Origin of the sequence: Streptomyces tropicalis (assembly GCF_029269835.1) — a bacterium.
Lineage (GTDB): Bacteria > Actinomycetota > Actinomycetes > Streptomycetales > Streptomycetaceae > Streptomyces > Streptomyces tropicalis.
On sequence record NZ_JARJBB010000022.1, the window covers coordinates 45,433 to 67,883 of the forward strand.

Genomic DNA, 22,451 nt, shown 5'->3' on the forward strand with positions numbered 1-22,451 from the left:
CGCACCCGATTCTGAGTAAGAATGTAGGGGTGCTACAGCAACTGTTCAGTCCCTCCGTCCAGCACACGCTCGACGTGATCGGCATCTTCGTGTTCGCCATCTCCGGCGCGCTGCTGGCCGTCCGCAAGAACTTCGACGTCTTCGGCATCGCCGTGCTCGCCGAGGTCACCGCGCTGGGCGGGGGGCTGTTCCGCGACGTGGTCATCGGCGCCGTGCCGCCGGCCGCCTTCACCGACCTCGGATACTTCCTCACCCCGCTGTTCGCCGCGCTCCTGGTCTTCTTCCTGCACCCGCACGTGGAACGCATCCAGGCCGCGATCAACGTCTTCGACGCGGCCGGCCTCGGCCTGTTCTGCGTGGCCGGCACGACGAAGGCGTACGCCTACGGCCTGAACCTCACCGCGTCGGCGACGCTGGGCCTGGCCACCGCCGTGGGCGGCGGCGTGCTCCGGGACGTCCTCGCCAACGAGGTGCCCTCACTGCTGCGCTGGGACCGCGACCTCTACGCGGTCCCGGCGATCGTCGGCGCCACCCTGGTGGTGCTCTGCATCCACTACGACGTGCTGACCCCGTTCACCAGCGGGTTCGCGGTGGTCACCGCCTTCGTCCTGCGCCTGCTCGCGATGAAGTACCACTGGCGAGCTCCGCGGGCCTGGAACCGCCGGTCGACGGTCCGGGAGGAGTAGGCGACCCCGGGTGCCGGCCGTGGGCCGGAGCCAGCTGCTGGGTGAGCCAGCGGAACACGGTGGGCACCTGCGGACGCCACAGCGCCATGCTGTGCCCGCCGGCGCTGCGCGGCAGGAAGACCACCCGCACCGAGGTCGGCGCCTTGGCGATCTGCTCCAGGGCCACGCCCGCCTGGTAGCCGTCGCCGGCCTCGCCCGACATGTACAGCGAGACGCGGGGCGGGACGCGGTAGTTGTGCAGCAGCACGTAGGGGTTGTTGGCGCGGCGCAGCTCCACGCTCTGCGCGGCCAGCGAGTTGCGCTCGCCGATCGGGTCGTTGTAGCCGGACAGGCTGACCGCGGCCCGGTAGCGGTCCGGGTGGGCGACGGCGAGCTTGGCGGCGCAGTGGGCGCCGGCCGAGTACCCCGCGGTCGCCCAGCCGTTCGGCGCCGACTCGGCCCGGAAGTTGTCCGTGATCATCTTCGGCACGTCGATGCTGAGCCAGCTGTCCGCGTTCACGGTGCCCGGGATGTTGGCGCAGCCGGTGTCGATCTTGGCGATCAGGTTGGTCCGCGGGGACACCAGGATGAAGGGGGCGACCCGGCCGCTCTTCATCAGCGGCAGGAGCTGCTCGTGCACCTTCAGCGAGCCGAACCACGCCTTCGCCGACCCCGGGTAGCCCGACAGCAGCTCCACCACCGGGAACTTCCTGTTGCGGTAGGCGGGCTCGTCGTACTGCGGCGGCAGCCAGACGTAGACCTCGGCGCTGACGCCCGACACCCGGCCCTTCAGCTGGGTGACGCGCACCCCGCCGGCCGCGCGCATCCCGGGGCCGTCGGCCGGGCCGAAGGCCTGCCGGACCTTGGGCAGCTTCCGGTAGGCGATGCCGCCGGTGCCGTCGGCGCCGAGGTTGGCGGCCTGCTGCACGTGGTTGCCCGTGCCGAGCAGATCGGCCCAGTTGTCGTACAGGTTGTTCGAGTTGTTCACCAGCACGAAGACCAGCGTCACGGCGGTGGCCTGGGAGAACAGCAGCATCAGCATCCGCACCGCGGTGCGCAGCGCCTGGGGGCCCCGCAGGCGCGACCAGAGGGCCAGCGGCAGGGCGAGCGCGACGACGGCCAGCGCGATGGTCGTGTACAGGAACGGAGTCCCGGTGAGGCTCATGCCCTGATAGAGGGGTCCCGAAGGCCCCTGGTTACGGACGAGTGGGGACACTTACCGAGAAATTGCCGGACACTCACCCGATGGGAGGCGGGCGTTCATGTGATCGACATACCCAAAAAGCTACCGCTTAGTAGTTTCCTGTTGTACCGTTCACGCATGCCAGAAGCAGCTTCCGTCCCGGTCGAGCGGGCCACGATCGGCGACAGCGAGTTCGACCGCGACACCACGGTCACCCGGCGCGCGCCGGGGGTCTACGACCTCGACCTCTCCGCGGGCTGGACGATCATCAGCGCGGTCAACGGCGGCTATCTGCTGGCCGTCCTCGGCCGGGCCCTCGCGGACGCCCTGCCGCACCGGGACCCGTTCACGATCTCGGCGCACTACCTCACCGCGTCCCAGCCGGGCTCGGCGGTGATCCGCACCGACGTCGTCCGCACCGGCCGCACCCTCTCCACCGGCCAGGCGTCCCTCTTCCAGTACGACGACGAGGGCCGCGAGGTGGAACGCATCCGCGTGCTGGCCTCGTACGGCGACCTGGACACGCTGCCCGACGACGTCCGCACCACGGCGCAGCCGCCCGCGATCCCGCCGCTGGACCAGTGCTTCGGTCCCGCGGACGGCCCCGCGCCGATCTCCGGCAGCTCCGCCATCGCCGACCGCCTGATGCTGAAGCTGGACCCGTCGACTCTCGGCTGGGCGCTCGGTGCGCCCTCCGGCAAGGGGGAGATGCGGGCCTGGTTCGGCCTCGCCGACGGGCGGGACGCCGACCCGCTCTCCCTGCTGCTCGCCGTGGACGCGCTGCCGCCGACCGCCTTCGAGATCGGCCTGTCCGGATGGGTCCCCACGGTCGAGCTGACCGTGCACGTCCGTGCCCGTCCGGCGCCGGGACCGCTGCGGGTGTCCATCACCACCCGCAACCTCGCCGGCGGCTTCCTGGAGGAGGACGCCGAGGTGTGGGACAGCGCCGACCGCCTGGTCGCCCAGTCCCGCCAGCTCGCCCGCGCCCGCCTGGCCTGACAGCGACCGGCGCCGCGCGGCTCCCGCCGGGGGCGCGTGGGGCCGTCGGCGTACGCGCCCCGGGGGCCGCTCCCGGGGCGCCGGAAGCGGCCCTCAGGGCGTGTCCGCAAGGCCGGGTCGTTCACCCGCAGGTCGGGTGTCGCGGCGTCCGGTGCGTGCTCCGGGGGTCCCCCTGCTCGAAGGGCTCGGGGGAGTGCCGGCCGGATGTCCTCGTACTGGCCGTGCTCGGACTTGCGGCCGGTGCGGCGAGACGGGGTTCCCCCCTGCTCGAAGAGCTCGGGGAGCGTGCCGGGCGTCGCGACGCGGGCGGGACCGTGCGGACGTGCTCTAGCCCGTCCAGTGGCTGCGGCCGATGCTGATCAGCCGCAACTGGCGCGTGGCCGTCCGGGTCACCTGCTCCCGCTCCCCGGGCGGGCAGTCCAGCGCCTCCAGGAACAGCGAGGCCGTGATCAGCATCTGGTCGACGTACAGGTGGGCCAGCATGAGCAGGTCCTCGTCGCTCCACCCGTCGGCCTCGGGGTCCTCGGCCAGCTCGGTCTTCACCTCCCGGGCGAACCGGAGCAACTGGTCCCGGATGGCCTCCCGCACCGGCTGCACCCCGCCGTGGCGCTCGCGGGCGATGAAGCGGACGTGGGCGGGGAAGGCGTCCACGTGACGGGCGATCAGCTCGACCGCGCGGACGATGCGCTCCTCGCTGTCGCCGGCCGTCGACACCGTCGTGCGGATCATCGGATGCAGGCTGCCCAGCGCCTCCTCGACCAGGGCCACACCGAGATCCGCGGTGGAGCGGAAGTGCCGGTAGAAGGCGGTCGGTGCGACGCCGACGGCACGCGTGACCTCGCGCAGGCCGAGGCTGCTCAGGCTCTGCTCCTCCAGCAGCCCCAACGCCGCGTCCAGGAGGGCCTGGCGGGTCTTCTGCTTCTGGGCCTGCCGGACGCCGAGGGTGTGACTCATGCCATGCAGTTAACAACTGTTCTCTGGATTTTCAAAGCCCCGGGACGCGCTAGACTCATAAGTCAGTGAACAAATGTTACTACAAGCGTTCACCGAAACTTCATGAGAGGCAACCCGGAAGCCTCGGATGAACGCAGGAGGGGGATCCCGTCCCATGCTGTTCCTCGTCGCCGCACTGCTGCTGCTCGGCATCGTCCTGGGTGCCGTGGCGCACGCGCCGCTCGGCTTCACCCTCGTCGCCGGTGCCGTGATCGCCGCCTGGCTGGCCGTCTTCGCGGTCCGCGAACACCTCGGCCGCCGGCGCGGCACCCCGGCCTCCTGACGCGGCGTCCCGCGACCGCCGCCCGACCGGCGCGCCGCGCACGCCCGTCTCGACCGCCGTGCCACGACCGACCCGTCCCGGTGGCCGCGCCCCCGCGCGACCGCCCCGTCCGTCCGACCCTCGGGAGCTGAACGTCATGCACCTCACCGCCCCTGCCACCGGCCGCCCCGGCACGCGCGACGCCGACGGCATGGCTGTCGCGTCCTTCATCCTCGGCCTGCTCGGCCTCCTCGTGCTCAACCTCTTCCTCGGCCCCATCGCCATCGCCCTGGCCGTCGCGGCCCTGTGGCGGGGCACGGCCCGCCGGGGCCGGGCCTACCTCGGTCTCGCCCTCGGGGTCGCCGACCTCGTCGTGCTCCTCGCCCTCATGCAGGCGGACAGCACCGTGTCCTGGAGCTTCTGAGCCGCCGTCCGCCGCACGCCGAGTCCGTGACCGCGCCCCCGGGGACGACGGGGCCGGCCATCGGCGTCCGGCCACCGCCCGGCACGGTCCACCGCCCGCGCCCGAGCCGCGGGGCAGGCCGGCGGCCGCCCGCCGCGGCAACCGCCGGACGGGGCCCCGGCACCCTGGTGCACGCCCCGTAGAATCGGCGTCACCATGGCTTACCTCGACCACGCCGCGACGACCCCGATGCTCCCGGAGGCGGCAGAGGCACTCACCGTCGCGCTGAGCGTCACCGGCAACGCCTCCTCCCTCCACGCATCCGGCCGCAGGGCCCGCCGTACGGTCGAGGAGTCCCGCGAGAGCCTCGCCGAAGCGCTCGGCGCCCGCCCCAGCGAGGTCGTCCTCACCTCCGGCGGCACCGAGGCCGACAACCTCGCCGTCAAGGGCCTGTACTGGGCCCGCCGCGCCGCCGACCCGCGCCGCACCCGCGTCCTGTCCAGCCCCGTCGAGCACCACGCCGTCCTCGACGCCGTGCACTGGCTCGGCGAGCACGAGGGCGCCACCGTCGAGTACCTCCCGGTCGACTCCTACGGCCGCGTCCACCCCGACGCCCTGCGCGAGGCCGTCGCCCGCGAGCCCGGCGACGTCGCCCTGGCCACCGTCATGTGGGCCAACAACGAGATCGGCACCGTGCTGCCGGTACGCGAACTGGCCGACGTCGCCGCGGAGTTCGACATCCCGCTGCACGCCGACGCGGTCCAGGCCTTCGGGCAGGTGCCGGTCGACTTCGCCGCCTCCGGCCTCGCCGCGATGACGGTCTCCGGGCACAAGATCGGCGGCCCGTACGGCATCGGCGCCCTGCTGCTCGGCCGCGAGTACGCCCCCGTGCCCGTCCTGCACGGTGGCGGCCAGGAGCGCCACGTCCGCTCCGGCACCCTGGACGTGCCCGCCGTCGCGTCCTTCGCGGTGGCCGGGCGGCTCGCCGCCGAGCGGCGCGAGCGGTTCGCCCAGGAGGTCGGCGCACTGCGCGACGCGCTGGTCGACGCGGTCCGCGCGGCCGTACCGGACGCGATCCTCGGGGGCGACCCGGTCGACCGGCTCCCGGCCAACGCCCACTTCACCTTCCCCGGTTGCGAGGGCGACTCGCTGCTGCTCCTGCTGGACGCCCAGGGCATCGAGTGCTCCACCGGCTCCGCCTGCACGGCGGGCGTCGCCCAGCCCAGCCACGTCCTGCTCGCCACCGGCGTGGACCCGGACCTGGCCCGCGGCACCCTCCGCTTCTCCCTCGGCCACACCTCCACGGCGGCCGACGTCGAGGCCGTCGCGGCGGCCATCGGGCCGGCGGTGGAGCGCGCCCGGGCTGCGGGCCTGAGCTGAGCCCCCCGGCCGAGCCGCTCCGGGCGGCGTACGCCCGCCGGGCCCGGGCCGCGGACGGGCCCGACCGCAGCAGAGCCCGCAGGCGGCGACACCGCCTGCGGGCACGAGAATGACCTACGAGACGGGTTCCCTTCGCCGGCATTGCCCGGATCAGGTAATGGGGGTCGCCTTCCGGTCCTCGGATCTTTTCGGTCCTCGGACCTTCCGGCCTCTCAGCCCGACCGTCGACGTCGGCACCGGCGGAAACCTGCGCCTCGCGCCAGAGTCGGCTACTCCGGTCGGACTCCCTCACTCGTCCCGTAGGCCTGAATTCAGGATAAAACGGATTCAACCGGGTGCAATGCCCTGGGCGATGATTTTTTCCGCGACCTCCCGCCGCCCGGTCACGCCGGGCCCGCCGCCGGCCCCGCCCGCCGCACCAGTCGCAGGTACCGGTCCCAGTCCCAGTGCGGCCCCGGGTCGGTGTGGTCGGTACCCGGCACCTCCGCGTGGCCGACGACGTGCCGCCGGTCGACGGGGATGCCGTACCGCGCGCAGACGCGTGCCGTGAGCCGTGCCGAACCCGCGTACATCGCGTCCGTGAAGGACGAGGGGTCCGCCACGAAACCCACGTGCTCGATGCCGACGCTCCGCTCGTTGTACTCCCGGTCGCCCGCGTGGAAGGCCACGTCCAGCTCCCGGATCATCTGCGTGACGCGCCCGTCCCGGCGCACCACGTAGTGCGCGGCCGCACCGTGCGCCGGGTCCCGGAAGACCTTCACCGCGCTCGCGTAACCGCCCTGCGTCACGTGGATCACGACCCGGTCGACCGCGTAGTCGTCGGGGCGGTCGGCCCGCCGGTAGTTGGCCGGGGACGCCGGCACCCACAGCGCGCCGCGGAAGTCGACCGCGCCGGCCGTCCGCGGCCGCTCCACCCCGGGCAGCCGCCACCACAGCCGGGCCAGCTCGTCCCGGCCCAGCACCGCGCCCCCCACCGCGGCCGCCGCCCCGCCGGCCAGCAGGGACCGCCGCTTCAGCCGCCCCGGACCGTCCTCAGTCGCCTCCACGCGCTCTTCAACGGACGTCCGGCCCGGCCGGTTCCCGCGGGCCCGTACCCTGGAGGGGCTATGACTGAGACCCCGCAGCGCCCCCTCCGCGTCCTCGCCGCCATGTCGGGCGGCGTCGACTCCGCCGTCGCCGCCGCGCGCGCCGCGGAGGCCGGCCACGACGTGACCGGCGTCCACCTCGCGCTCTCCGCGAACCCGCAGTCGTTCCGCACGGGCGCCCGGGGCTGCTGCACCATCGAGGACTCGCGCGACGCGCGCCGCGCCGCGGACGTCATCGGCATCCCCTTCTACGTGTGGGACCTCGCCGACCGGTTCCGCGAGGACGTCGTCGAGGACTTCGTCGCCGAGTACGAGGCGGGGCGCACCCCGAACCCGTGCCTGCGCTGCAACGAGAAGATCAAGTTCGCCGCGCTGCTGGACAAGGCGCTCGCCCTCGGCTTCGACGCGGTCTGCACCGGCCACTACGCACAGGTCGTCACGGGCGCCGACGGCTCCCGCGAGCTGCACCGCGCCTCCGACGCGGCCAAGGACCAGTCGTACGTCCTCGGCGTGCTGGACGAGCGGCAGCTCGCGCACGCGATGTTCCCGCTCGGGGACACGCTCACCACCAAGGACGAGATCCGCGCGGAGGCCGAGCGCCGCGGCCTGGCCGTCGCCCGCAAGCCCGACTCGCACGACATCTGCTTCATCGCCGACGGCGACACCCAGGGCTTCCTCGCCTCCCGGCTCGGCCGCGCCGAGGGCGACATCGTCGACGAGTCCGGCGCGAAGGTGGGCACCCACGAGGGCGCGTACGGCTTCACCATCGGCCAGCGCAAGGGCCTGCGGATCGGCACCCCCGCCCCCGACGGCAAGCCCCGCTACGTCCTCGACATCTCCCCGGTGAACAACACGGTGACGGTCGGCCCGTCCGACGCCCTGGACGTCACCGCCCTCACGGCCATCAAGCCGCGCTGGTGCGGCACCGCCCCGGACGGCCCCGGCGCCTACACCGCCCAGCTGCGCGCCCACGGCGGCGAGAGCCCCGTCACCGCCGAGCCGGTCGACGGCGGGCTGCGGGTGTCCTTCGCCGAGCCGGTGCGCGGCGTCGCCCCGGGCCAGGCGATCGTCCTGTACGACGGCACTCGTGTCGTCGGCTCGGCGACGATCGCGTCCACGGTCCGGGCGACGGCCGGCGCCGCCTGACCGGGCCGCCACCGGCGCTCTACGCCCCCGCGAAGAACTCCGCCAGCACCGGCGCCAGCACCTCCGGCTCCACCGCGTGCGTCTGGCCCTCCAGCGTCCGGTACGTCCCCTGCGGCACGAGCTGGGCGACCTGCTGGGCCACCACCCGCAGCCATCCCGGACTCGCACCGCCCGCGACCGCAAGCACCGGCACGGGCACCGACGCCAGCAGCTCCCGCGGTACCGGACCGCCGCCCATCACGGCGTCGTCGTGGGCGAGCGTCGGCGCGATCGCCTCCATCCCGGCCCACATGGGGGACTGCCGGGCGTTGGCGATCATCTCCGGAGCCAGCCCGGTGAGCCGCAGGAACAGCTCCACCGCGTCCCCGCGCCGGTCCCGGGCGAGGGCCGCGGTCAGGTCCCGGGTGTAGGCGGCACGCTCCTGCGCGCCGTCCTCACCGACCGCGTACGGCGGCTCGTACACGGCGACCTGACGCACCGGCAGCCCGGCCGCCGCCGCGCGCAGCGCCAGCGCGCCGCCCGAGGAGACGCCGTACAGGGCGGCCTCGCCGCCCTCCGCCTCGATCAGCGCCGCGAGGTCCTCGACCTCGCGCTCCACCGCGTACGGCGCGGTGTCACCGCTCGCGCCGCGCCCCCTGCGGTCGTACACGACGGTGCTGAAACGGCCCGACAGGGCCGCCGCCAGCGGCGCGGTGGTGGCGCCGGTCGACATCGCGCCGCTGACGAGGACGACCACCGGACCCTGTCCGGTGCGGTGGTGTGCGATCGGGGTGCCGTCACGGGAGAGGGTCTTGTTGTCCATGCTGGTGAAGACTGCCACGCGCGGCCCGACTCATCGGGGAGGCGCCCAGCCGTGGCCGGTCACACCTCCTCCACGTCGTAGAAGCAGAGGTGGTCCTTGATCCCGGCCACCCCGGGCTCGGGGTCCGGGTAGGACCAGACGAGGTCCGCCCGCCCGTCCACCGACCAGTACGAGGCGGTGCCCTTGAAGGGGCAGTGCGTGCGCGTCTCCGAGACGGTCAGCAGGTCCAGGCGCACGTCCTCGGCGGGGAGGTAGTAGCGGACGGGGCAGCCGGTCTCGCGCAGGATCAGCGGGCGGTCGCTCTCGGCGAGCACCCGGCCGTCGTGGACGGCGCGCACGCGCCGGGTGCCCTGCTCGACGGTGATGGTGTGTCCCTGTGTCATACCGGGGAAACCACGCGAGGGCCGCCGCTTCTTCCCCCGTACCGTGGGACGCATGAACATCTGCGTCTTCCTCTCCGCCGCCGACCTCGACGACCGCTACACGCGCCCCGCGCGGGACTTCGCGCGGCTGCTGGGCAAGGGCGGCCACACCCTCGTCTGGGGCGGCTCCGACACCGGTCTGATGAAGGTGGTCGCGGACGGCGTGCACGACGCGGGCGGACGGCTCTCCGGCGTCTCCGTCGACTTCCTGTCGGCGAAGGCGCGCCCCGGCACCGACGACATGGTGATCGCCAGGGACCTCGCCGAGCGCAAGCGGCTGCTCCTGGAGAAGGCGGACGCCGTGGTCATCATGGTGGGCGGCACCGGCACCCTCGACGAGGCCACCGAGATCCTGGAGCTGAAGAAGCACGGCCGCACCGACAAGCCCGTCGTGCTGCTCAACACGGCGGGCTTCTACGACGGCCTGCACACGCAGTTCCGCCGCATGGAGGAGGAGGGCTTCCTGCCGCGCCCGCTGGCCGAGCTGATGCGCTTCGCCGACGAACCCGCCGACGCCATGGCGTACCTGGAGGAGTCGCTCGGCCACCGCTGAGACCGGGGTGCGAGCATGGCGGGCATGGCTACTCATGTGATCACCGGGGCCGGTTCCGGCATCGGCGCGGCCGTGGCCCGCCGCCTGCACGCGCGCGGGGACGAGCTGGTGCTGCACGCGCGCAACGCCGGCCGGGCCAAGGAGCTCGCGGCGCAGTTCCCCGGCGCGCGGACCCTGGTCGGCGACCTCGCCGAGCCGGACCGGCTCAGCTGGGCCTTCTCCCACCAGACGCTCCCGGACCGGGTGGACTCGCTGCTCCACGTCGCGGGCGTCGTCGACCTCGGCCCGGTCGGCGAGCTGACCCCGAAGACCTGGAGGCACCAGCTCGACGTGAACCTCGTCGCCCCCGCGGAGCTGACCCGCCACTTCCTGCCCCAGCTGCGGGCCGCCCGCGGCCACGTCGTCTTCGTCAACTCCGGCGCCGGACTGGCCGCGCACGCCGACTGGGCCGCCTACGCCGCGTCCAAGCACGGCCTGAAGGCGCTCGCCGACTCCCTGCGCCAGGAGGAGCACGCCCACGGCGTGCGCGTCACCTCGGTCTACCCCGGGCGCACCGCCGGCCCGATGCAGGCCAAGGTGCATCAGCAGGAGGGCAAGGAGTACGACCCCGGCCGCTGGATCGACCCCGAGTCGGTCGCCACGACGATCCTGACGGCGCTCGACCTGCCGCGGGACGCCGAGATCAACGACCTGACGGTGCGGCCGGGCCGCTGACCGGCCGTAGGCTTCCCGGGTGAGTGAAAACAGCCAGTCCGCCTTCGGCGCCGCCACCGGGATCGGTTCCCTGCCCGGTGGGGACGCCAGGGAGGCCGCCAAGACCGCGACGGGGACCTTCGAGGACTTCCCCTTCCTGCCCGAACTGCCCGCGCGCGGGCCCGGCGCCGACATGCTCGGGCGGACCGCGGGCCTGCTCGTCGAGCTGTACGCGCGCGTGGAGCCCAGCGGCTGGCGGATCGGCGACCGGCCCGGACGGGACACCCGGCGGGCGCGGTCCTGGCTGGTGGAGGACCTCGACGCGCTGGAGGAGTTCACGCAGGGCCACCAGGGCCCGTTGAAGGTGCAGGCCGTCGGCCCGTGGACGCTGGCCGCCGGCCTGGAGCTGAGGAACGGCGAGGCCGCGCTCTCCGACCCCGGTGCCTGCCGCGACCTCGCCGCCTCCCTGGCCGAGGGGCTGCGGCTGCACCTGGCCGAGATCCGGCGCCGGGTGCCCGGCGCCCGGCCGGTCCTCCAGCTCGACGAGCCCTCCCTCACCGCGGTGCTGCAGGGCCGGGTGCGGACCGCGAGCGGCTACCGCACCCACCGCGCCGTGGACCGGCAGGTGGTCGAGGCGACCCTCCGCGAGGTCCTCCGGGTGCACGGCGACGGCCCCGTCGTCGTCCACTCCTGCGCGCCGGAGGTGCCGTTCGCGCTGCTGCGCCGGGCGGGCGCCGCCGGCATCTCCTTCGACTTCTCCCTTCTCACCGAGCGTGACGACGACGCGATCGGTGAGGCCGTGGAGTCGGGCACCCGGCTGTTCGCCGGTGTCGTCCCCACCACGGACGGCCCGTTGTCAGACCCTGCCGGTAGCGTCATGGGTGTCAGGACGCTGTGGCGCAGGCTGGGACTGCCTCCGGGGCTTCTCACGGAGTCGGTCACGCTCACTCCGGCGTGCGGGCTCGCAGGGGCGTCCCCCGCGTACGCCCGCCGGGCGCTCGCCCACTGCGTCCGGGCGGCGAGATCCCTCGCGGACAACCCAGAGTAACGGGAGGACCACACGGTGGCCGGCGACAAGCAAGCGGATACGACGGTGCCCGCCGAGGCACGGGAGAAGCACGCGCGGCTCGCGGAGCAGGTCGAGGAGCACCGCTTCCGGTACTACGTGAAGGACGCCCCGGTCATCAGCGACGCGGAGTTCGACCGGCTCCTGCGCTCCCTGGAGGCGCTGGAGGAGGAGTTCCCGGAGCTGCGCACGCCCGACTCGCCGACCCAGAAGGTCGCCGTGGCGTACGAGACCGACCTCGCCGAGGTCGAGCACCGGCAGCGGATGCTCTCCCTGGACAACGTCTTCGACGACGAGGGCCTCGCCGCCTGGACGGAGCGCGTCGCCAAGGACGTCGGCACCACGGACCACCACTTCCTGTGCGAGCTGAAGGTCGACGGCCTCGCGGTCAACCTGACCTACGAGGACGGCCGGCTGGTCCGCGCGGCCACCCGCGGCGACGGCCGCGTCGGCGAGGACATCACGCCCAACGTCATGACCATCGCCGAGATCCCGCACCGCCTCGACGGCGACCGCGTCCCGCGCCTGGTGGAGATCCGCGGCGAGGTCTACTTCCCGATGGAGGCGTTCCAGGGCCTCAACGCGCGCCGGGTCGCGGCCGGGGAGAAGCCGTACGCCAACCCGCGCAACTCCGCCTCCGGTTCGCTGCGGCAGAAGGACCCCAAGGTCACCGCCACGCTGCCGCTGCACATGGTCGTCCACGGCATCGGCGCCCTGGAGGGCTACGAGGGCCTCACCCGCCTCTCCGGGGCGTACGAGCTGCTGAAGTCCTGGGGCCTGCCCACCTCCCCGCACAACCGCGTGGTCGACGGCCTCGACGGCGTGCGCGCGTTCATCGCCCACTACGGCGAGAACCGGCACTCCGTGGCGCACGAAATCGACGGCGTGGTCGTCAAGCTCGACGAGATCCCGCTGCAGGGGCGCCTCGGCTCCACCTCCCGCGCCCCCCGCTGGGCGATCGCCTACAAGTACGCGCCGGAGGAGGTCAACACCAAGCTGGTCAACATCCGCGTGGGCGTGGGCCGCACCGGCCGGGTCACCCCGTACGCGCAGGTGGAGCCGGTGACCGTGGCCGGCTCGGAGGTCGAGTTCGCCACCCTGCACAACCAGGACGTCGTCAAGGCCAAGGGCGTCCTCATCGGGGACACGGTCGTGCTGCGCAAGGCCGGTGACGTCATCCCGGAGATCCTCGGCCCGGTCGCCGACCTGCGCGACGGCACCGAGCGTGCCTTCGTCATGCCGGCTCAGTGCCCCGAGTGCGGCACTCCGCTGCGGCCCATGAAGGAGGGCGACGTCGACCTGCGCTGCCCCAACGCCCGTGGCTGCCCGGCCCAGTTGCGCGAGCGCCTGTTCTACCTCGCCGGCCGCAAGGCGCTGGACATCGAGCACTTCGGATACGTGGCCGCGGCCGCGCTGACCAGACCGCTGGAGCCCGCCGAGCCGCCGCTGCGGGACGAGGGCGATCTGTTCGACCTCACCGTCGAGCAGCTGCTGCCCATCAAGGCCTACGTCCTCGACCAGGACAGCGGACTGCCCAAGCGGGACCCGAAGACGGGGGAGGAGAAGGTCGCCACGGTCTTCGCCAACCAGCAGGGCGACGCGAAGAAGAACGCCCTGGCCATGCTGGAGAACATCGCGGCGGCCAAGCAGCGCCCGCTCGCCCGGATCCTCACCGGCCTGTCGATCCGTCACGTCGGCCCGGTCGCCGCCGAGGCGCTGGCCCGGGAGTTCCGCTCCATCGAGCGCATCGAGCAGGCCGGCGAGAAGGAGCTGGCGGACACCGACGGGGTCGGCGCCATCATCGCCGCCTCGCTCAAGGAGTGGTTCGCCGAGGAGTGGCACCAGGAGATCCTCCGCAAGTGGCGGGCCGCGGGCGTCCGCATGGAGGAGGAGGGTTCCGGCGAGGACGAGGGCCCGCGCCCGCTGGAGGGCCTGACGGTCGTGGTCACCGGCACACTCGAGCAGTTCACCCGGGACGCCGCCAAGGAGGCGCTGCAGAGCCGCGGTGCGAAGGTGACCGGCTCGGTGTCGAAGAAGACGTCCTTCGTCGTGGTCGGCGACAACCCCGGATCGAAGTACGACAAGGCGATGCAGCTGAAGGTCCCCGTGCTCAACGAGGAGGGGTTCGCGGTCCTGCTGGAGCGCGGACCGGACGCGGCGGCCGAAGTCGCCCTTCCGACCGGCGAGTAGCGGTTGAAGACCACCCGTTCGGTGCATATCAGATGCATACGGGTGGCCGGGGCGCATTCGGGCAACCGTCGACGACCGCTGCCCGTGCAGGCCCTCTGCAGCCTACTGTTGAGACGTGCGCCGGCCGTGCCCAGCTGCGGTCAGGGCATCCCCGTGCTCATCAGGCGGCAGGGGGAAGGGTTTTCGGACGCGGTGTCGCCGGGGCTGTCGGGCGGTGACCGCGGGGCGTGGGCACCGCCGGCTGTGAGAGGGACGGGAATGGAACCGACCGAGAGCGCCGCCCCGGACTCACGGCTGCGCCGGATGACCGGCGCATGGCGGGGGTGGACGGGGCGCACCCCGGAGCGCGCGGGCGCGGCGCGGCGTCCCGGCGGACAGTACACCGTGACGGACGTCCGTTCCGTCCCGCCGCCGTCCGGCGAGGGCGCCCCCTCCCTCCCCGACGACGGGTCGCAGCGGCCCGAGCGCCGGTCCGTGCTGCCCGCGGCGGTCGTCGCGGCGGCCGCCCTCGTGCTCGGCGCCGGCTTCGTCCGGGCGTTCACCGGTGACCACGCCCTCTTCCCGTCCGGCACCCCGGGCTGGTCGCTGGCCGTGCTCACCGGCATCATCGTCGGCCACCTGGTCATGCTCGGCCGCGCCCGCTGGTGGGGCGGCACCGGCTCGGGCGCCGCGCTCACCCTGGCCGTGCTCCTGCTGCACGGCTGGGTGCCCGCCGGCATGGTCAGCCTCACCGTCGTCGTCCTGGTCGGCATGGCCCGGCGCCACCGCTGGCGCGAGGGCGTGCTGCACGGAGCCGTCGACATCCTCGGCATCGGCGCCGGCGCCCTGCTGCTGGGCGCCTTCGGCCGGGTGCCCAGCGTGGAGCAGCCCTGGGACCCGGGCACCTGGACGCCCTGCGCCGCCCCCGAGGTGCTCCTGGTCGCCGTCGCCTACCTCGCCGTCTCCCGCGGCCTGCTCTGGTACCTGCACGCCCCCCGCGCCGGCGGCCTGCTCGCCGTCCCGCGCACCTCCCTGATCCGCCAGGGCCTGGTCGCGGTCGCGCTGCTCGGCATCGCGCCGCTGCTCTGCGTGGTCGCCGTCGCCGAGCCCGTGCTGCTGCCGCTGTTCTCCATCCCGCTCGTCGCCCTGGACTCCACCCTGTGGATCGCCCGCGCCCGTGCCGAGGAACAGCTGCGCGACCCGCTGACCGGGCTGCCCAACCGGCAGTGGCTGCTGGGCCGCATCTGGAGCGCCCTGGACGACGCCGAACGCGTCGGTGCCCGGGCCGCCCTGATGCTGATCGACCTGGACCGCTTCCGCTCGGTCAACGACACCCTCGGCCATCTCGCCGGAGACCGACTGCTGCTCCAGATAGCCGACCGGCTGCGGCTGGCCCTGCCGCGCGGGGCGGAGGCCGCGCGGCTCGGCGGCGACGAGTTCGCGGTGTTACTGCCCGTCGCCGACTCCACCACGTCGGCGACCCGCGTCGCCCGCGCTCTGGTCGGAGAGCTCAGCTCCCCCCTCGATCTGGACGGACTCATCCTGGTGCTGGAGGCCAGCGCCGGTGTCGCCGTCTTCCCCGACCACGCGCTCGACGCCGAGGGCCTGCTGCGCCGCGCCGACGTGGCGATGTACCAGGCCAAGCGCGACCGCACGGGCGTGGAGGTCTACGAGTCCAAGCGGGACTCCAACACCCCGGACCGGCTCGGGCTGCTCGGCGATCTGCGCCGTGCCCTCGACGCCCACGAGGTCGAACTGCACTACCAGCCCAAGGTCCGCTTCGACGGGCAGGTCGCCGGCCTGGAGGCCCTGGTGCGCTGGGTCCACCCGGAGCGGGGGAAGGTGCCGCCGGACGAGTTCATAGCGATCGCCGAGTCCTCCGGGCTGATGCCCCATCTGACGGAGTACGTGCTGGAGACCGCCCTCGCGCAGGTCGCCCGTTGGCGGGCGCAGGGCCTGTTCGTCCCCGTCGCGGTCAACGTCTCCCCGCGCGACGTGCACACCCCCGGCTTCGCCGGCTCCGTCGCCGCACGGCTGGCCCGCCACGGGGTGCCGGCCGGGGCGCTCCAGCTGGAGATCACCGAGCACGTGCTGCTGGAGGACCCGCAGCGCGCCGCCGACACGCTGGCCGGACTGACCGGGCACGGCGTGAAGATGTCGCTGGACGACTTCGGCACCGGCTACTCCTCGCTGGTGCACCTGCGCCGGCTGCCGGTGAGCGAGCTGAAGATCGACCGCTCGTTCGTGGCCCGGCTGGCGGTGGACACCGAGGACGCCGAGATCGTGCGCTGCACGGTCGACCTCGCACACTCCCTCGGACTGCTCGTCGTCGCGGAGGGCGTCGAGGACGACGAGACCTGGGAGCGTCTGCGCGACCTCCGCTGCGACGCGGTGCAGGGCTGGCTGGTCGCGGCGGCGATGCCGCCCGACGAGACCACGGCCTGGCTGCGCGCGCGGGGCTCCCGCGGCTGGCAGCGGCCCGCCGCGGCGCTGCCCGCGGCCGCGTCCGACGAGTGACCCGGCGCCCCGGCCGGCGCGGTCAGGCCGGGCCGGACGCGGCGAAGTGGCCGACGAGCAGCGCCAGCCGGCGCTGGTGGGCCTCCGCGGGGAGGCGGCCGCTGCGCATCAGGGTGACCAGTCCGTGCAGTCCCGCCCAGTACGTCTCGGTGAGCAGGGCCGGGTCGTCACCGGGGCGCGCCATGGGGGCGACGGCCTGCGCCAGTTCGCCGAAGGCCGCGCGCAGCGGGGCCGGCGCCTCGGCCGTGGCGAACGGCAGGTCCACGCGGTGGGTGAACATCGCGTCGTAGAGGGCGGGCCGCCGCCCGCCGAAGGCGGTGTAGGCCTCGCCCACCGCGGCGAGCGCCTCCTGGGCGGTCCCGGCCGCCGAGCGCGCCGCCCGCAGCTCGGCCGCCAGATCCGCGCAGCCCTGCACCGCGACGGCGGCCATGATCGCGTCCTTGCCCTTGAAGTGGCTGTAGAGGACGGGCTGGCTGTACTCGATCTCGGCGGCCAGCCGGCGGGTGGTGACCGCGTCCCAGCCCTCGCTCTCCGCCAGTTGCCGGGCGGCCGTCACGATCAGCCGCTCGCGTTCCGCACGCTCGCGCTCCCGGCGCGTCTGGATCGTCATGCCCGGGATTCTATCAACGCTAGCCAATCTGTCGACGCTCTGCTAGCTTCGCTCTTGGTTCTAGCGTTGCTAGTAAACACCACTCCAGGGGGAGTCATGACCGTCACCGCGTACACGCTCGCCGTCCTGCTCGACCTGTTCTGCGTGTTCCTCGGCTACCGCTTCCTGTTCCAGCCCGGGCCCGCCGCGGCCGGGTACGGCGTCCCGGCCGACCCGCGCGGCGACGCCCGCGCCTATCTGTCGGTCAAGGGTCTCCGGGACGGCACCTTCGGGCTGCTGGGGCTGGCGCTGCTGGCCCTCGCCGGGGCCCGCGCCGAGGCGTGGTTCATGGTCGCCGTGGCCCTGGTGCCGCTCGGCGACACGCTGATCGTCCTGCGCAACGGCGGCGCGAAAGCCGTGGCCTTCGGGATCCACTTCGCCACGGCGGTCGTCGTACTGGTCAGCGCCGGACTGCTCTTCGCGGTCTGACCCGACACAAGGGGGAAGCCCGATGTCTCTGTTCGTGCCCACGTTCGACGACACCGTGGTCGTCCGCGACGCCGGGGCCGAGGTGGTGGGCGCCGCGCCCAGCACCGTCCGGCTGCTGGCCGACAGCGACGCCACCGGCGGGGCGCTGTCCACCGTCCGCGTCACCCTCGCCGAGGGCGCCGACGGGGCCCGCCCGCACCTGCACCGCAACTCCGCCGAGATGTTCTACGTGCTCGACGGCGGGGCCGAGTTCCTCTCCGGCGACGACGTCGTCACCGCCGGGCGCGGGGACCTCGTGGTGGTGCCGCCGGGCCGCCCGCACGCCTTCGCCGCCGTCGAGGGCTCCGGCGCCGACCTCCTGATCGTGATCACCCCCGGCGTCGAGCGCTTCGAGTACTTCCGCCACCTCCGGCGCATCCGCCTCGGCGAGGTCGCCCCGGAGAGCCTGCTGGAGGTGCAGGACCTCTACGACAACCACTTCCTGCGCAGCGCGGCCTGGGACGGGCGCCGCTGAGCGGGCGGCCGCGCCCCCGGGCCGGGCGGGGGTCCGGGCAAACCGTTTCACGGTCTCCGGCCCCCGCCCCATAGGATTGGGGCCTGCGGCCCCCACGGGCCCTGGATCCACACCACACGCACTCACCCCAGAGGATCGCTGCATGCCTGGCATCACGCGCGAGGAGGTCGCCCACCTCGCCCGGCTGGCGCGTCTGGAGCTGAAGCCCGAAGAACTCGACCACTTCGCTGGCCAGCTCGACGACATCATCGGCGCGGTGGCCCGCGTCAGCGAGGTCGCCGACCAAGACGTGCCGCCGACCTCCCACCCGCTGCCGCTGACGAACGTCATGCGCGCGGACGAGGTCCGTCCGTCGCTCACCCCCGAGCAGGCGCTCTCCGGCGCCCCGGCCCAGGAGCAGCAGCGTTTCAAGGTGCCGCAGATCCTGGGGGAGGAGTAAACAGCCATGACGGACAGCACCATCATCAAGCTCACGGCCGCCGAGACCGCCGCGAGGATCGCCTCCGGCGAGCTCACCGCGGTCGAGGTCACCGAGGCCCACCTCGCCCGGATCGAGGCCGTCGACGAGAAGGTCCACGCCTTCCTGCACGTCGACCGCGAGGGTGCCCTCGCCCAGGCCCGCGCCGTGGACGAGAAGCGGGCGCGCGGCGAGGAGCTCGGCCCGCTGGCCGGCGTTCCGCTCGCGCTGAAGGACATCTTCACCACCGCGGGCGTGCCGACCACCGTCGGCTCGAAGCTCCTGGAGGGCTGGATCCCGCCCTACGACGCGACCCTCACCAAGCGGCTCAAGGACGCCGACGTGGTGATCCTCGGCAAGACCAACATGGACGAGTTCGCCATGGGGTCCTCCACCGAGAACAGCGCCTACGGCCCGACCGGCAACCCCTGGGACCTCACCCGGATCCCCGGCGGCTCCGGCGGCGGCTCCTCCGCGGCCATCGCCTCCTACCAGGCCCCGCTCGCCATCGGCACCGACACCGGCGGCTCCATCCGCCAGCCGGCCGCCGTCACCGGCACCGTCGGCGTCAAGCCGACCTACGGCGCGGTCTCCCGGTACGGCATGGTCGCCTTCTCCTCCTCCCTCGACCAGGGCGGCCCCTGCGCCCGCACGGTCCTCGACGCGGCCCTGCTGCACGAGGTGATCGCCGGCCACGACCCGATGGACTCCACCTCCATCGACGCCCCGGTCCCGGCGGTCGTCGAGGCCGCGCGCAACGGCAGCGTGCAGGGCATGCGCGTCGGCGTCGTCAAGCAGTTCCGCGGCGAGGGCTACCAGGCCGGCGTCATCCAGCGGTTCGACGAGTCCGTCGAGCTGCTCGGGGAGCTGGGCGCCGAGATCGTCGAACTGGACTGCCCGTCCTTCGACCTGGCCCTGTCGGCGTACTACCTCATCGCGCCGTCCGAGTGCTCCTCCAACCTGGCCCGCTTCGACGGCCTGCGCTACGGCCTGCGCGTCGGCGACGACGGCACGCGCTCCGCGGAGGACGTCACCGCGCTCACCCGCGAGGAGGGCTTCGGCGCCGAGGTCAAGCGCCGCATCATGCTCGGCACCTACGCGCTCAGCTCCGGCTACTACGACGCGTACTACGGCAGCGCCCAGAAGGTCCGCACGCTCATCAAGCAGGACTTCGACCGGGCGTTCGAGCAGGTCGACGTGATCGTCTCCCCGACGACCCCGACCACCGCCTTCGCGATCGGCGAGCGCGCCGACGACCCGATGGCGATGTACCTCGCCGACCTGTGCACCATCCCCACCAACCTGGCGGGCAACGCGGCCATGTCGCTGCCCTGCGGTCTCGCTCCCGAGGACAACCTCCCGGTCGGTCTCCAGATCATCGCCCCGGTGATGCAGGACGACCGGCTCTACAAGGTCGGTGCGGCCGTCGAGGCCGCCTTCGTGGAAAAGTGGGGCCACCCGCTGCTCGAGGAGGCTCCGTCGCTGTGAGCAAGGCACTGTCCAAGGCCAAGGGCTTCAAGAAGACCAAGTCCGGCACCTACCTGTCCATGGCCACCACCGCGTTCGGCGCCGTCGCCGTCGTCAAGCAGGTCAAGAAGGCCCGCCTGGAGAACGACACCCTGCGCCTGATCGACGCGGCCGTGTCCGCCGCCGCCATCGTCACCGGCATCGCCATCCTCTACCGCGAGCTGAAGCGGCTCGGCGACGACGACGTCCTGCTGGGCTGAGAGGGAAGTTTTCACCGTGACCACCACGACCGACCTGGTGTCGTACGAGGACGCGCTGGCGTCGTACGACCCCGTCATGGGCCTCGAGGTCCATGTCGAACTCGGCACCAAGACCAAGATGTTCTGCGGGTGCTCCACCACGCTGGGCGCCGAGCCGAACGCCCAGACCTGCCCCGTCTGCCTCGGCATGCCCGGCGCGCTCCCGGTCGTCAACGCGACCGGTGTCGAGTCCGCGATCAGGATCGGCCTCGCCCTGAACTGCGAGATCGCCGAGTGGTGCCGCTTCGCCCGGAAGAACTACTTCTATCCGGACATGCCGAAGAACTTCCAGACCTCCCAGTACGACGAGCCCATCGCCTTCGACGGCTACCTCGACGTGCAGCTGGAGGACGGGGAGACCTTCCGCGTGCAGATCGAGCGCGCCCACATGGAGGAGGACACCGGCAAGTCGACCCACGTCGGCGGCGCCACCGGCCGTATCCACGGCGCGTCCCACTCCCTGCTGGACTACAACCGCGCCGGCATCCCGCTCATCGAGATCGTCACCAAGCCGATCGTCGGCGCCGGCGAGCGCGCCCCCGAGGTCGCGCGCGCCTACGTCCGCGAGCTGCGCGAGGTCATCCGGGCGCTCGGCGTCTCCGACGCGCGCATGGAGATGGGCCAGATGCGCTGCGACGTCAACCTGTCGCTGATGCCGAAGGGCAGCGACACGTTCGGCACGCGCTCCGAGACGAAGAACGTGAACTCGCTGCGCTCCGTGGAGCGTGCGGCCCGCTTCGAGATCCAGCGGCATGCCGCCGTCCTGGGCGCCGGCGGGACGATCGTCCAGGAGACCCGCCACTTCCACGAGGACACCGGGTCCACGACCTCGGGCCGGGTGAAGGAGGAGGCCGAGGACTACCGGTACTTCCCGGAGCCCGACCTCGTGCCGGTCGCCCCGTCCCGCGAGTGGGTCGAGCAGATCCGCGCCGCGCTGCCGGAGCTGCCGCTGGTCCGCCGCACCCGCCTCCTGGCGGACTGGGGCATCTCGGCCACCGACATGCAGGCGATCCTCAACGCCGGTGCCCTGGACCCGATCGTCGCCACGATCGGGGCCGGCGCCGACGCCGCCTCCGCCCGCAAGTGGTGGATGGGCGAACTGGCCCGGCAGGCCAACGAGTCCGGCACGGCGCTGGACGAGCTGGCGATCACGCCGGAGCAGGTCGCCCGGGTCGCCGGGCTGGTGTCCTCCGGCGAGCTCAACGACAAGCTGGCGCGCCAGGTCATCGAGGGCGTCCTCGCAGGTGAGGGCGGCCCCGACGAGGTCGTCGAGAAGCGCGGTCTGAAGGTCGTCTCGGACGAGGGCGCGCTGACCGCCGCCGTGGACGAGGCCATCGCCGGCAACCCGGGCATCGCGGACAAGATCCGCGGTGGCAAGGTGGCCGCGGCCGGCGCCCTGGTCGGCGCGGTCATGAAGGCCACCCGCGGCCAGGCCGACGCGGCCCGCGTCAAGGAGCTGATCCTGCAGCAGCTCGGCGTGTCCGAAGGCTGAACCGGTCCGCCGACGGCTCCGGGGGACGCACCGAACGCGGTGCGTCCCCCCACGCATGTCCGCACCCGTCGCCCACCCCGGCGGCGGAGGACCGGCACCGGGGCGCTACGCTCGCCCGGCATGAGTGGACCCGCCGATTCCGACCCGCACCCCGCCAGGCCCGAGGACATCGGGGCCGGGACCGCGGGCGTCCGGGACACGGCCGGCCGGGCGGAGCCCGCGGGGAGCGCCGCGGAGGGCCGGGGCGCCCGGGGTGACGTGGACGACCGGCACGACCGGGACGAGCCCGTGCAGGACGCCCCCGGCGACGATCCGGACGACGGCGGTCCGGAGAACGACGGCGGTGACCCGGACGACGACGGCGACCCGGCCGAGGTCGCGCGCCGGGCCCGCTGGACCGCGGCCGGCACCGGCTCCCTGCTCGCGCTCGCCGGGATCGCCGCCTCCCTGCTGCGGCTCGCCCGCTCGTCGCCGGCCCTCGTGCCGGCCGCCTACGCCGCAGGGGCCGCGATCTGCGTGCCGGCTGCCGTCCTCGGGATCCGGGGCCGCACCCGCCGGTCCCTGTGGCTGCTGATCGCCGGAGTGATGGTGATGGCGCTCGGTGACCGGTCGGACTGAGCAGGCGTGGCGGGGCGACAGAGTTCACCTGATTGTCCTGTGAATTGGCTCGCACTCCTGTGAGCAAGCCCACGAATGCCGTAAACGATCACAAGGGCCTGCAAGAGTGGCACCACCTTGCTCATGCGTTCTTTGCGGGCCGTTCCGTTCATCGACGACTGTTCCCGGTCAAAGATCCACACATCGTC

24 protein-coding genes are annotated in these 22,451 nt (G+C 73.3%); 18 read left to right on the top strand and 6 right to left on the bottom strand.

Features of this window, described 5'->3' with window-relative positions; all coding sequences use genetic code 11:
* Nucleotides 1–29: 29 nt before the first annotated feature.
* Nucleotides 30–686 (top strand): trimeric intracellular cation channel family protein, encoded by a 657-nt coding sequence (locus P3H78_RS28185; protein ID WP_276112000.1) that lies wholly within the window; start codon nucleotides 30–32, stop codon nucleotides 684–686.
* Here the strand turns inward: P3H78_RS28185 and P3H78_RS28190 are convergent.
* On the bottom strand, nucleotides 595–1,830 hold the full coding sequence (locus tag P3H78_RS28190) for an alpha/beta hydrolase (protein WP_276112001.1): 1,236 nt from the start codon (nucleotides 1,828–1,830) through the stop codon (nucleotides 595–597). The genes P3H78_RS28185 and P3H78_RS28190 overlap by 92 nt on opposite strands.
* A 156-nt stretch (nucleotides 1,831–1,986) precedes the next feature.
* On the opposite strand from P3H78_RS28190, the gene P3H78_RS28195 reads away from it, so the two are divergent.
* Nucleotides 1,987–2,847 (top strand): thioesterase family protein, encoded by an 861-nt coding sequence (locus P3H78_RS28195; RefSeq protein WP_276112002.1) that lies wholly within the window; start codon nucleotides 1,987–1,989, stop codon nucleotides 2,845–2,847.
* 327 nt (nucleotides 2,848–3,174) lie between these two features.
* Here the strand turns inward: P3H78_RS28195 and P3H78_RS28200 are convergent, their stop codons facing one another.
* Nucleotides 3,175–3,801 carry a TetR family transcriptional regulator gene (locus tag P3H78_RS28200; RefSeq protein WP_276112003.1) on the bottom strand — a complete coding sequence of 209 codons (627 nt, stop codon included), beginning with the start codon at nucleotides 3,799–3,801 and terminating at the stop codon, nucleotides 3,175–3,177.
* Nucleotides 3,802–3,955: 154 nt separating this feature from the next.
* Here P3H78_RS28200 and P3H78_RS28205 point away from each other — a divergent pair, with 154 nt between their 5' ends.
* The 3 genes from P3H78_RS28205 (at nucleotide 3,956) to P3H78_RS28215 (ending at nucleotide 5,885) form a co-directional block, all read left to right on the top strand.
* Complete coding sequence (locus tag P3H78_RS28205; protein WP_276112004.1) at nucleotides 3,956–4,123, top strand: hypothetical protein; 168 nt, start codon at nucleotides 3,956–3,958, stop codon at nucleotides 4,121–4,123.
* 136 nt (nucleotides 4,124–4,259) lie between these two features.
* Nucleotides 4,260–4,526 carry a DUF4190 domain-containing protein gene (locus P3H78_RS28210; RefSeq protein ID WP_276112005.1) on the top strand — a complete coding sequence of 89 codons (267 nt, stop codon included), beginning with the start codon at nucleotides 4,260–4,262 and terminating at the stop codon, nucleotides 4,524–4,526.
* Nucleotides 4,527–4,721: 195 nt separating this feature from the next.
* Nucleotides 4,722–5,885, top strand: coding sequence for a cysteine desulfurase family protein (locus P3H78_RS28215; protein WP_276112006.1), 1,164 nt, complete (start codon nucleotides 4,722–4,724; stop codon nucleotides 5,883–5,885).
* A 383-nt stretch (nucleotides 5,886–6,268) separates the two neighbouring features.
* Here P3H78_RS28215 and P3H78_RS28220 read toward each other — a convergent pair whose 3' ends face one another.
* Nucleotides 6,269–6,931 (bottom strand): N-acetylmuramoyl-L-alanine amidase, encoded by a 663-nt coding sequence (locus tag P3H78_RS28220; protein WP_276112007.1) that lies wholly within the window; start codon nucleotides 6,929–6,931, stop codon nucleotides 6,269–6,271.
* Between the two features lie 60 nt (nucleotides 6,932–6,991).
* On the opposite strand from P3H78_RS28220, the gene mnmA reads away from it, so the two are divergent.
* Nucleotides 6,992–8,116, top strand: coding sequence for a tRNA 2-thiouridine(34) synthase MnmA (gene mnmA / locus P3H78_RS28225; RefSeq protein ID WP_276112008.1), 1,125 nt, complete (start codon nucleotides 6,992–6,994; stop codon nucleotides 8,114–8,116).
* Nucleotides 8,117–8,135: 19 nt separating this feature from the next.
* Here mnmA and P3H78_RS28230 read toward each other — a convergent pair whose 3' ends face one another.
* A complete protein-coding gene (locus P3H78_RS28230) occupies nucleotides 8,136–8,918 on the bottom strand; it encodes an alpha/beta fold hydrolase (protein WP_276112034.1) in 783 nt (260 codons plus the stop codon).
* Nucleotides 8,919–8,977: 59 nt separating this feature from the next.
* Complete coding sequence (locus tag P3H78_RS28235) at nucleotides 8,978–9,301, bottom strand: DUF427 domain-containing protein (protein WP_276112009.1); 324 nt, start codon at nucleotides 9,299–9,301, stop codon at nucleotides 8,978–8,980.
* A gap of 52 nt (nucleotides 9,302–9,353) precedes the next feature.
* Here P3H78_RS28235 and P3H78_RS28240 point away from each other — a divergent pair, with 52 nt between their 5' ends.
* The 5 genes from P3H78_RS28240 to P3H78_RS28260 all read left to right on the top strand — a co-directional run bounded on the left by P3H78_RS28240 (nucleotide 9,354) and on the right by P3H78_RS28260 (nucleotide 16,338).
* Nucleotides 9,354–9,893, top strand: a complete 540-nt coding sequence (locus P3H78_RS28240) for an LOG family protein (protein ID WP_276112010.1) — start codon at nucleotides 9,354–9,356, stop codon at nucleotides 9,891–9,893.
* A 15-nt stretch (nucleotides 9,894–9,908) separates the two neighbouring features.
* Entirely contained in the window at nucleotides 9,909–10,607 is a 699-nt protein-coding gene (locus tag P3H78_RS28245; RefSeq protein ID WP_276112011.1) for an SDR family oxidoreductase, read from the top strand.
* A gap of 19 nt (nucleotides 10,608–10,626) precedes the next feature.
* Entirely contained in the window at nucleotides 10,627–11,634 is a 1,008-nt protein-coding gene (locus tag P3H78_RS28250) for a methionine synthase (protein ID WP_276112012.1), read from the top strand.
* Between the two features lie 15 nt (nucleotides 11,635–11,649).
* The gene (ligA, locus tag P3H78_RS28255) at nucleotides 11,650–13,842 is read left to right on the top strand and encodes an NAD-dependent DNA ligase LigA (RefSeq protein WP_276112013.1); all 2,193 of its coding nucleotides are present in this window, start codon (nucleotides 11,650–11,652) and stop codon (nucleotides 13,840–13,842) included.
* Between the two features lie 258 nt (nucleotides 13,843–14,100).
* Nucleotides 14,101–16,338, top strand: coding sequence for a putative bifunctional diguanylate cyclase/phosphodiesterase (locus P3H78_RS28260; protein WP_276112014.1), 2,238 nt, complete (start codon nucleotides 14,101–14,103; stop codon nucleotides 16,336–16,338).
* A 22-nt stretch (nucleotides 16,339–16,360) separates the two neighbouring features.
* Here P3H78_RS28260 and P3H78_RS28265 read toward each other — a convergent pair whose 3' ends face one another.
* Nucleotides 16,361–16,948, bottom strand: a complete 588-nt coding sequence (locus tag P3H78_RS28265) for a TetR/AcrR family transcriptional regulator (protein WP_276112015.1) — start codon at nucleotides 16,946–16,948, stop codon at nucleotides 16,361–16,363.
* A 96-nt stretch (nucleotides 16,949–17,044) separates the two neighbouring features.
* Between P3H78_RS28265 and P3H78_RS28270 the strand changes: the two genes are divergently transcribed.
* The 7 genes from P3H78_RS28270 to P3H78_RS28300 all read left to right on the top strand — a co-directional run bounded on the left by P3H78_RS28270 (nucleotide 17,045) and on the right by P3H78_RS28300 (nucleotide 22,263).
* Nucleotides 17,045–17,416, top strand: a complete 372-nt coding sequence (locus P3H78_RS28270) for a DUF4267 domain-containing protein (protein ID WP_276112016.1) — start codon at nucleotides 17,045–17,047, stop codon at nucleotides 17,414–17,416.
* 22 nt (nucleotides 17,417–17,438) lie between these two features.
* A complete protein-coding gene (locus P3H78_RS28275) occupies nucleotides 17,439–17,930 on the top strand; it encodes a cupin domain-containing protein (RefSeq protein ID WP_276112017.1) in 492 nt (163 codons plus the stop codon).
* Nucleotides 17,931–18,072: 142 nt separating this feature from the next.
* On the top strand, nucleotides 18,073–18,369 hold the full coding sequence (gene gatC, locus P3H78_RS28280) for an Asp-tRNA(Asn)/Glu-tRNA(Gln) amidotransferase subunit GatC (protein ID WP_006130840.1): 297 nt from the start codon (nucleotides 18,073–18,075) through the stop codon (nucleotides 18,367–18,369).
* A gap of 6 nt (nucleotides 18,370–18,375) precedes the next feature.
* On the top strand, nucleotides 18,376–19,875 hold the full coding sequence (gene gatA, locus P3H78_RS28285) for an Asp-tRNA(Asn)/Glu-tRNA(Gln) amidotransferase subunit GatA (RefSeq protein WP_276112018.1): 1,500 nt from the start codon (nucleotides 18,376–18,378) through the stop codon (nucleotides 19,873–19,875).
* On the top strand, nucleotides 19,872–20,114 hold the full coding sequence (locus tag P3H78_RS28290; protein WP_276112019.1) for a hypothetical protein: 243 nt from the start codon (nucleotides 19,872–19,874) through the stop codon (nucleotides 20,112–20,114). Before gatA ends, P3H78_RS28290 begins: the two co-directional genes overlap by 4 nt.
* A gap of 16 nt (nucleotides 20,115–20,130) precedes the next feature.
* Entirely contained in the window at nucleotides 20,131–21,645 is a 1,515-nt protein-coding gene (gatB, locus tag P3H78_RS28295) for an Asp-tRNA(Asn)/Glu-tRNA(Gln) amidotransferase subunit GatB (protein WP_276112020.1), read from the top strand.
* 120 nt (nucleotides 21,646–21,765) lie between these two features.
* Nucleotides 21,766–22,263: a hypothetical protein gene (locus P3H78_RS28300; protein ID WP_313884431.1), complete on the top strand. Its 498-nt coding sequence runs from the start codon at nucleotides 21,766–21,768 to the stop codon at nucleotides 22,261–22,263.
* The last annotated feature ends 188 nt before the right edge of the window (nucleotides 22,264–22,451 follow it).

Bases quoted from the DNA above. Each gene is read 5' to 3' on its own strand.
- P3H78_RS28235 (WP_276112009.1), bottom strand. From the start codon at position 9,301: ATGACACAGGGACACACCATCACCGTCGAGCAGGGCACCCGGCGCGTG.
- P3H78_RS28265 (WP_276112015.1), bottom strand. From the start codon at position 16,948: ATGACGATCCAGACGCGCCGGGAGCGCGAGCGTGCGGAACGCGAGCGG.
- P3H78_RS28210 (WP_276112005.1), top strand. From the start codon at position 4,260: ATGCACCTCACCGCCCCTGCCACCGGCCGCCCCGGCACGCGCGACGCC.
- P3H78_RS28260 (WP_276112014.1), top strand. From the start codon at position 14,101: ATGGAACCGACCGAGAGCGCCGCCCCGGACTCACGGCTGCGCCGGATG.
- P3H78_RS28275 (WP_276112017.1), top strand. From the start codon at position 17,439: ATGTCTCTGTTCGTGCCCACGTTCGACGACACCGTGGTCGTCCGCGAC.
- mnmA (WP_276112008.1), top strand. From the start codon at position 6,992: ATGACTGAGACCCCGCAGCGCCCCCTCCGCGTCCTCGCCGCCATGTCG.
- P3H78_RS28215 (WP_276112006.1), top strand. From the start codon at position 4,722: ATGGCTTACCTCGACCACGCCGCGACGACCCCGATGCTCCCGGAGGCG.
- P3H78_RS28240 (WP_276112010.1), top strand. From the start codon at position 9,354: ATGAACATCTGCGTCTTCCTCTCCGCCGCCGACCTCGACGACCGCTAC.
- P3H78_RS28195 (WP_276112002.1), top strand. From the start codon at position 1,987: ATGCCAGAAGCAGCTTCCGTCCCGGTCGAGCGGGCCACGATCGGCGAC.
- P3H78_RS28205 (WP_276112004.1), top strand. From the start codon at position 3,956: ATGCTGTTCCTCGTCGCCGCACTGCTGCTGCTCGGCATCGTCCTGGGT.
- gatC (WP_006130840.1), top strand. From the start codon at position 18,073: ATGCCTGGCATCACGCGCGAGGAGGTCGCCCACCTCGCCCGGCTGGCG.
- P3H78_RS28200 (WP_276112003.1), bottom strand. From the start codon at position 3,801: ATGAGTCACACCCTCGGCGTCCGGCAGGCCCAGAAGCAGAAGACCCGC.
- P3H78_RS28230 (WP_276112034.1), bottom strand. From the start codon at position 8,918: ATGGACAACAAGACCCTCTCCCGTGACGGCACCCCGATCGCACACCAC.
- gatA (WP_276112018.1), top strand. From the start codon at position 18,376: ATGACGGACAGCACCATCATCAAGCTCACGGCCGCCGAGACCGCCGCG.
- P3H78_RS28190 (WP_276112001.1), bottom strand. From the start codon at position 1,830: ATGAGCCTCACCGGGACTCCGTTCCTGTACACGACCATCGCGCTGGCC.
- P3H78_RS28245 (WP_276112011.1), top strand. From the start codon at position 9,909: ATGGCGGGCATGGCTACTCATGTGATCACCGGGGCCGGTTCCGGCATC.
- P3H78_RS28300 (WP_313884431.1), top strand. From the start codon at position 21,766: ATGAGTGGACCCGCCGATTCCGACCCGCACCCCGCCAGGCCCGAGGAC.
- P3H78_RS28270 (WP_276112016.1), top strand. From the start codon at position 17,045: ATGACCGTCACCGCGTACACGCTCGCCGTCCTGCTCGACCTGTTCTGC.